The following is a 7,813-nucleotide window of genomic DNA, read 5'->3' on the forward strand; positions in this document are numbered from 1 at the left end:
AGACCTTGTCGCCCATGATGCGGATCGACTCGGGCGTGGGGCCGATGAACTGGAAACCGCTCTTCTCGACGCGTTCGGCGAAGTCGGCGTTTTCACTGAGGAAACCGTAGCCGGGGTGGATGGCTTCGGCATCGGTCACTTCGGCCGCGGAAATGATGGCCGGCATGCTGAGATAGCTCAGCGGAGAAGGCGCAGGGCCTATGCAGACGGCCTCGTCGGCGAGCTTGACGTACTTGGCGTCACGGTCGGCTTCGGAGTAGACCATCACGGCCTTGACACCCAGTTCGCGGCAGGCGCGCTGGATGCGCAGGGCAATTTCGCCCCGGTTGGCCACCAAAATTTTCTTAAACATGGAAGTCCTCGCAGCGCAGTGCCTGCGTATGGGCGCACGCCACAGTCATGGGCACAGCCGGGCGACAGGCGCGGCTGCTACTTTTTGCTTCACGCAGCATCACAGGCTCGCCGATCACTCGATCACGAACAGTGGTTGTCCGTATTCCACCGCCTGGCCGTTTTCGCCCAGGATGCGGGTGATCTTGCCCGACTTGTCGGCTTCGATCTCGTTGAGGATCTTCATCGCTTCGATGATGCAGATGGTCTCGCCTTCCTTGACCTCGGAACCCAGCTCGACAAACGGCTTGGCACCCGGGCTCGACGAACGGTAGAACGTTCCCACCATCGGCGACTTCACGACATGACCGGTCTCCGCAGCCACGGGAGCGGGCAGCTCGGCCGTGGGAGCGGCAGCGGGAGCGGGCGCCACGGGGGCGGCCACGGGAGCGGCGACATACTGCTGCAGTACCTTGCCTTCGCTCTTGACGATACGCACCTTGCCTTCGGCCTCGGTGATTTCCAACTCTGACACGTTGGATTCAGAGACCAGATCGATCAATGTCTTGAGTTTTCGCAAATCCATGGGAGCTCCAGCGACTAAAACTTAATAAGGGCGCGAATTTACTCCAATTTCGCCCTACTTCGCGTTTCGAGGCACATTTTTCATCAACATCGCTAGGGAGATTAGGGAAAAAAGGCATGCCCCAAGCTAGCTTTGGGCCCATTTCGCAAGATCTTGCGCGCTCAGTTCGCCTATTTTACGTTGCCGCAGCTTTCCGTCCGCGCCCAGGAACACCGTGAACGGCAGTCCGCCGTTCATGTTGCCCAGCTCGCGCGTGAGCTGGGTGCCATCGGCAGCCATGCCTACGGGAAAGCCCAGCGGCTGGCGCTGCAGGAACTTCTGCACCGGCGCGGGCTTGTCGACCGCCAAGCCTACCACCTGAATGCCATGCACGGCTTTGCGGCCCGCAAATTCGCTGAGCAGCGGCAGCTCGCGCACGCAGGGCGGGCACCAGGTGGCCCAGAAATTGACGATCAGCGGCTGGCCGCGCCAGGCCGCCATGGGCAGCGGCGCGCCGTCGGGCGTGGTGAACTGCTGGCGCCACAGCGCCTCCTCCACGCCAGGCTCGGTCGCGCCAGGCGTCAGCCGCCACCAGGCGACACCTGCGCCGGCCATGGCGGCCACACCGGCCACACCCGCGCCCAGCCACAGGCGCCGGCGCGAGGAAAGGGCTGCAGCGCCTGCGGGCATGGCAGCCGCAGAGGACTCATCGGACTGGTTGGATAGCTTCGTCATGGGTTCCATTATCTTCACGCAGCAGTTTGCGCACCGCCGCCGTATCGCCGCGCGGACTGCGGCCGTGGGCATCGGGGCGCAGCGCGCCGCGCAGATCGTCGAGATCGTAGACCAGCAGGTGCACGCCCACGACCACGTCGAGTTCGCGGCACATCACGCCCAGGCTCAGCGCCTCGACATCCTCGCCATGAAAGCCCGTGACCGTGCTCGGGTCGTAGTCGACATGGTGGTTGATGAGTGCGATTTCTGCCGACTTGCAGTCATCGCAGAACAGCTGCAGATAGATATCGGACAGCCGCGTCGCCGTGCCGCGCCAGACCGCGCCGCCCAGATGCGGGCGGAACTCGGCCATGCGCTCCATCCACTCGAGCGCCAGCCCGCGCAGCGCGCGCAACTCGGCCGGCTGGGTGTCGGCGCAAAACAGCGTTATGTATTCACGCACCGCGTCCTCGACGCGGTCGTTGTCGGGCAGTGCGGTGCGCGCGGGCAGGCCCAGTTCACGCAACGCTCGCCGCTTGGCCGCGCCCCAGTCGAGACCATCTTCCACAACCAGGCGCGCGGCGGTGTGGGCGATCTCATCCATGAGTGAGTCTTGTTGCATAAAGCCTCCCGAAAAACGCCGAACCGACAAACACCCGCAGCGCATCACCGCAGGCCCCTGGCGACAGAATACCGGGATGGCATCGCCCCGCCGTGCCAGCGGTGATTGTCGGCGCCGCGACCATTGGCCAGGCGCGCGCCGCAACGCCATTAAATGCGCGGCCCCGGCTTTTTTGCAAGCCCTTGTCACCGGGGCGCGACCAACGCGCTTGCTGCGCTGCGCCAAACGTAGAATCCCGAGCCATGCACATACATATATTGGGGATTTGCGGCACCTTCATGGGCGGACTCGCCGCACTCGCGCGCGAAGCGGGCCACCGCGTGACCGGCTGCGATGCCGGCGTATATCCCCCGATGAGCGACCAGCTGCGCGCCTTGGGCATAGAACTGATCGAAGGCTATGACGCCGACCAGATCAGCCTGCGGCCCGACATGTTCGTCGTCGGCAACGTCGTCAGCCGCGCGCGCCTGCCCGACGGACGCGCGAAGTATCCGCTGATGGAAGCGATTCTCGACGCCGGCCTGCCCTATACCAGCGGCCCGCAATGGCTCAGCGAGCATGTGCTGCGCGGTCGCCATGTGCTGGCCGTGGCCGGCACGCACGGCAAGACCACGACCACATCGATGCTGGCCTGGATTCTCGAATGCGCGGGCCTTGCGCCGGGCTTCCTGGTCGGCGGCGTGCCGCTGGACTTCGGTGTGTCCGCGCGGCTGGGCGCGGCCACGCGACCCGTTTCAGGGCCGGGACCGGCGGGCGCCGAGCCGCTGTTCGTGATCGAAGCCGACGAGTACGACACCGCGTTCTTCGACAAGCGCAGCAAGTTCGTGCATTACCATCCGCGCACGGCAGTTCTGAACAACCTGGAGTTCGATCACGCCGACATCTTTGACGATCTTGCAGCGATCGAGCGCCAATTTCACCATCTGGTGCGCACCGTGCCTTCGTCTGGGCGCATTGTCAGCAACGCGCTGGAAGAGAGCCTGACACGCGTGCTGCACCAGGGCTGCTGGAGCGATGTCTGCGATTTCGGCTCGGCCGTGAGCGACTTCAGCGCCCAGGGCGAGCCCCATGCTTTCGATGTGCTGCAGCGCGGCAAGAACGTCGCGCGGCTCGAATGGTCGCTGACCGGCGTGCACAACCAGCTCAACGCACTGGCCGCAATCGCCGCGGCCCAGCATGTGGGCGTGACGCCGGCCCAGGCCTGCGCGGCGCTGGCGCGCTTTCAGAACGTCAAGCGCCGCATGGAGCTGCGCGGCACGGTGCGCGACATCGCGGTGTTCGACGATTTCGCCCACCATCCGACGGCGATACGCACCACGCTCGACGGCCTGCGCCGCAGCGCGCCCGCGGGCCAGCGCATCCTCGCGGTGTTCGAGCCGCGCAGCAACACCATGAAGCTGGGCGCGATGAAAGCGCTGCTGCCCTGGTCGCTGGAAAGCGCCGACCTGGTGTTCTGCCATACAGCCGGCCTCGACTGGGATGCGGCGGCGGCGCTCGCCCCTATGGGCGTGGGCCAGGGCAAGCGCGCCCAGACCGCGGCCGATATCGACACGCTGGTCGACCAGGTGGTGGCCGCAGCCCGGCCCGGCGATCAGGTGGTCTGCATGAGCAACGGGGGGTTTGGCGGGATCCACGCCAAGTTGCTGGAGCGGCTGGGCCAGCAGGCAGGTTGAGGCGAGGCGCGCGCATTCCCCAGCAGGCCGTGGCCCACCACGAACGGTTGCCTCATCCGCCCTGAGCGTGCCTGCGCCCCACTGGAAGTCAGTACCCCACGGTCATCGCCGGAACATCAATGCGCACCACGGGCCGCGCAGTGACACCCGTCGCCGCGCGGCCGTAGGCGCGCAGCCATTCGGGGTCGGACAGCCGGGACGCGCCCGCGGCATGGGCCACCGTGAGCAGCTTGTCGGCCAGCAGCACCTTGCCGCTGGGCCGCAGGGGCTCGCAGTCGAAGGCAATGAATTGTTCGTCCAGCCACTTGCGCGCGGCTTCGTGGTCCAGCGGCTCAACGCCACGCAGGTCGACATGGAATTCCTGTTCGGGGGCCAGGGTCACGGTCACTTCGCTGTGCATGAAAAACCTTTCGGCAGATATCGCCAACGGGCGCAGGATGCGCCCAGGCAAGCAGCTTAAACACAATCGCCGCGCGGGCGCCAGCGGGACTGCGAGCAGTTTCAGCCCAGGCTGGCTAAAATCGCCCTCCCGTTCTCATCACAGGCCCACCGATGTCACTTACTGCCCAGCATGCCGAAATCCAGGAGCAGCTGCAGGCGCTGCAAGCGGAAATGAGCGCCCTCGATCTGTGGTCGGCGCTGCCGCCCAGCGCCGAGGCGCTGGCGTCGACCATGCCGTTCATGTATGACACGCTTGAATTCCACCAGTGGCTGCAATGGGTGTTCGTGCCCAGGCTCAGCGCGTTGATCGACGCGCGCAGCGCCTTGCCCGGCAACTGCAACATCCATGCGCTGGGCGAGCACGAGTTCAGCCGGCTTGCGCCGCGCGACTGCAGCCGCCTGCTGGCGCTGCTGCAGCGGCTCGACCACACGCTCAATACCGGCGCGGCCCGCCAGCACTGAGCGCCAGGCCGGCAGCGCGCCGGCCTGCAAACCTCAAGCCAGCGCGGGAGCCGCAGCTTCGGTCTTGGTTTCCTGGCGCACGCGGCGCGCCTGCACGGCCTGCGACAGCACGGCCAGGGTCTGCAGCGAATCGTCCCAGTCGAGGCAGGCATCGGTGATGCTCTGGCCGTACTTGAGCGCGGCGACATCGTCCTTGCCGGGCGTGAACTTCTGCGCTCCGCCCTGCAGATGGCTTTCTATCATCAGGCCGAACACCGAGTCCGAACCTCCGGCGACCTGGCCCGCGATGTCGCGCGCCACGTCCTTCTGGCGCTCGTGCTGCTTGGAGCTGTTGGCATGGCTGCAATCGACCATCAGCGTGTCGGGCAGGCCGGCAGCGCGCAGGTCGGCGCAGGCCGAGGCCACGCTTTCGGCGTCGTAGTTGGGGGTCTTGCCGCCGCGCAGGATCACGTGGCAGTCCTGGTTGCCCGTGGTGTTGACGATGGCAACCTGGCCGTTCTTGTGCACCGACAGGAAGTGGTGGCCGCGGCCGGCCGACTGGATCGCGTCGGTGGCAATGCGGATGTTGCCGTCCGTGCCGTTCTTGAAGCCGATGGGCGCCGAGATGCCCGAGGCCAGCTCGCGGTGCACCTGGCTTTCGGTGGTGCGCGCGCCGATTGCGCCCCAGCTGATCAGGTCGGCAATGTACTGGGGCGAGATCACGTCGAGGAACTCGCTGGCCGCGGGCACGCCCAGGCGGTTGATGTCGATCAGCAGCTGGCGCGCGATGCGCAGGCCTTCGTCGATGCGGTAGCTCTGGTCGAGGTAGGGGTCGTTGATCAGGCCCTTCCAGCCCACGGTGGTGCGCGGCTTCTCGAAGTACACGCGCATCACGATCTCCAGCGTGTCCTTGTACTGCTCGCGCACCACGGCCAGGCGGCGCGCGTATTCCAGCGCTGCGGCGGGATCATGGATCGAGCAGGGGCCGATGATGATCAGCAGCCGGTCGTCCTCGCGCGCCATGATGCGGTGGATGGTGTGGCGCGTATTGCCGATCAGCGCCTCCACGGGCGTCCCGCAGATGGGGAAGAAACGGATGAGATGCTCTGGAGGGGGTAACACAGTGATGTCCTTGATACGTTCGTCGTCAGTCTGGCCGGTCTTGTGGACAGAGCTGCGATACCAGGAATCGCTGGCGGATGCGTTAGGAGCGGTCATCGTGTGCTTTCGTGGAATGCGTGGAAGGCTGGGAATGAAAGAGCAAAAAAAAACCGCCGGGCTTTTCAGCTTCGGCGGTTCTTAGAGAGTTTGTTTCGGGTGCTTGTGCGCTCGCCTCTCATCCGCCGGGGACCGAGAACCAAAAATAGGCAAAGTAAGCGCGTGCTGCATTCATAGGAGGAAAATGTAGCACAGTCCCCCTGCCCCGCACCCTGGCGCGGCGTTGCCAGGCGACAACAGGCAAGTCAACAAACCTGCATTCCGGCCTTTAAAAACCGCATCCTTGCAATTTAATTGCGCTGTATTGCAATTTCTTGCAGCAATACAGCGTTAATTGAAAAACAAAAAAATGCGCAAAAAGCGCAAATCCATGCGCCGTGCATGCCGCCGCACGGCTTGCGGCCGAAAAAAAAGAGGGCCTGGGCCCTCTTTGTCCTTTGCCTGGTGCGCCAGGCCACGGCCCGGATCAGGCCGTGCCGCCCACCGTGAGGCCGTCGATGCGCAGCGTGGGCTGGCCCACGCCCACGGGAACGCTCTGGCCTTCCTTGCCGCAGGTGCCGACGCCGGGGTCCAGGCGCATGTCGTTGCCTATCATGCTGATCTTCTTGAGCGACTCGGGGCCGCTGCCCACAATGGTCGCGCCCTTGACCGGATACTGGATCTTGCCGTTCTCGACCCAGTAGGCTTCGCTCGCGGAGAACACGAACTTGCCGCTGGTGATGTCGACCTGGCCGCCGCCGAAGTTGGTCGCGTACAGGCCCTTCTTGATGCTGGCAACGATTTCCTCGGGAGGAAGATCGCCGCCGGTCATGTAGGTGTTGGTCATGCGCGGCATGGGAATGTGCGCATAGCTCTCGCGCCGGCCGTTGCCCGTGGGCGCGACGCCCATCAGGCGGGCATTCATCGAGTCCTGGATATAGCCCTTGAGAATGCCGTCCTCGATCAGCACGTTGCGCTGGCTGGGGCAGCCTTCGTCATCGACGTTCAGCGAGCCGCGGCGGTCGGCAATGGTGCCGTCGTCGAGCACGTTGACGCCCTTGGCGGCAACGCGCTGGCCTATGCGGCCGCTGAACGCGCTCGAACCTTTGCGGTTGAAATCGCCCTCGAGGCCATGGCCCACGGCTTCGTGGAACAGGATGCCCGGCCAGCCCGAGCCCAGCACCACGGTCATTTCACCCGCGGGCGCAGGGCGCGAATCGAGGTTGACCAGGGCCGCATGCACGGCTTCGTCGACATACTGGCTGATCTGCTCCTCGCTGAAATAGGCCAGGCCGAAGCGGCCGCCGCCGCCGGCCGAGCCGACTTCGCGCCGGCCCTTGTGCTCGGCGATCACCGTGACCGACAGCCGCACCAGCGGCCGCACATCGGCGGCCAGCGTGCCGTCGGCACGCGCCACCAGCACCACGTCGTATTCACTGGCCAGGCCCGCCATGACCTGCTTGACGCGCGGATCCTTGGCGCGGCCTAGCTTCTCGACGCGGCCCAGCAGCTCGACCTTGGCCGTGCTGTCGAGCGAGGCAATCGGATCGATCGCGGGATAGAGCGATCGGCTGCCGGCGATCTTGGGGCGCACGACTTTCGCGCGCTGGCTCTGGGCCGCGCTGGAGATGCTGCGCACGGTGCGCGCGGCGTCCAGCAGCGACGCTTCGGAGATGTCGTCGGAATAGGCAAACGCGGTTTTCTCGCCGCTGACCGCGCGCACGCCCACACCTTGATCGATGCTGAAGGAGCCGGTCTTGACGATGCCTTCCTCGAGGCTCCAGCCTTCGGCGCGGGTGTATTGGAAGTACAGGTCGGCGTCATCGACCT

At 65.4% G+C, this 7,813-nt stretch carries 9 protein-coding genes; 2 read left to right on the plus strand and 7 right to left on the minus strand.

Features of this window, described 5'->3' with window-relative positions; genetic code table 11:
- The 4 genes from RR928_RS23210 to RR928_RS23225 form a co-directional block, all read right to left on the minus strand.
- On the minus strand, positions 1-352 hold a 352-nt coding region (locus RR928_RS23210), incomplete at its 3' end, for a biotin carboxylase N-terminal domain-containing protein (RefSeq protein WP_332684421.1).
- Between the two features lie 114 nt (positions 353-466).
- A complete protein-coding gene (gene accB / locus RR928_RS23215; RefSeq protein ID WP_213300295.1) occupies positions 467-916 on the minus strand; it encodes an acetyl-CoA carboxylase biotin carboxyl carrier protein in 450 nt (149 codons plus the stop codon).
- Between the two features lie 126 nt (positions 917-1,042).
- Positions 1,043-1,585: a TlpA family protein disulfide reductase gene (locus RR928_RS23220; protein ID WP_332549748.1), complete on the minus strand. Its 543-nt coding sequence runs from the start codon at positions 1,583-1,585 to the stop codon at positions 1,043-1,045.
- Positions 1,586-1,601: 16 nt separating this feature from the next.
- Positions 1,602-2,213: a hypothetical protein gene (locus RR928_RS23225; protein WP_442881536.1), complete on the minus strand. Its 612-nt coding sequence runs from the start codon at positions 2,211-2,213 to the stop codon at positions 1,602-1,604.
- 260 nt (positions 2,214-2,473) lie between these two features.
- Between RR928_RS23225 and mpl the strand changes: the two genes are divergently transcribed.
- Entirely contained in the window at positions 2,474-3,904 is a 1,431-nt protein-coding gene (mpl, locus tag RR928_RS23230; protein WP_332539258.1) for a UDP-N-acetylmuramate:L-alanyl-gamma-D-glutamyl-meso-diaminopimelate ligase, read from the plus strand.
- Between the two features lie 88 nt (positions 3,905-3,992).
- Here the strand turns inward: mpl and RR928_RS23235 are convergent, their stop codons facing one another.
- Positions 3,993-4,304 (minus strand): hypothetical protein, encoded by a 312-nt coding sequence (locus RR928_RS23235; RefSeq protein WP_332539260.1) that lies wholly within the window; start codon positions 4,302-4,304, stop codon positions 3,993-3,995.
- A gap of 152 nt (positions 4,305-4,456) precedes the next feature.
- Between RR928_RS23235 and RR928_RS23240 the strand changes: the two genes are divergently transcribed.
- Entirely contained in the window at positions 4,457-4,807 is a 351-nt protein-coding gene (locus RR928_RS23240; protein WP_332539262.1) for a YqcC family protein, read from the plus strand.
- 33 nt (positions 4,808-4,840) lie between these two features.
- Here the strand turns inward: RR928_RS23240 and RR928_RS23245 are convergent, their stop codons facing one another.
- Positions 4,841-6,004, minus strand: a complete 1,164-nt coding sequence (locus RR928_RS23245) for a 3-deoxy-7-phosphoheptulonate synthase (protein ID WP_332539264.1) — start codon at positions 6,002-6,004, stop codon at positions 4,841-4,843.
- Between the two features lie 466 nt (positions 6,005-6,470).
- Positions 6,471-7,813 (minus strand): metalloprotease TldD (gene tldD / locus RR928_RS23250; protein WP_332684425.1); only part of this gene is annotated, 1,343 nt, incomplete at its 5' end.

The organism is Comamonas sp. (assembly GCF_036666375.1).
GTDB lineage: Bacteria > Pseudomonadota > Gammaproteobacteria > Burkholderiales > Burkholderiaceae_C > Comamonas.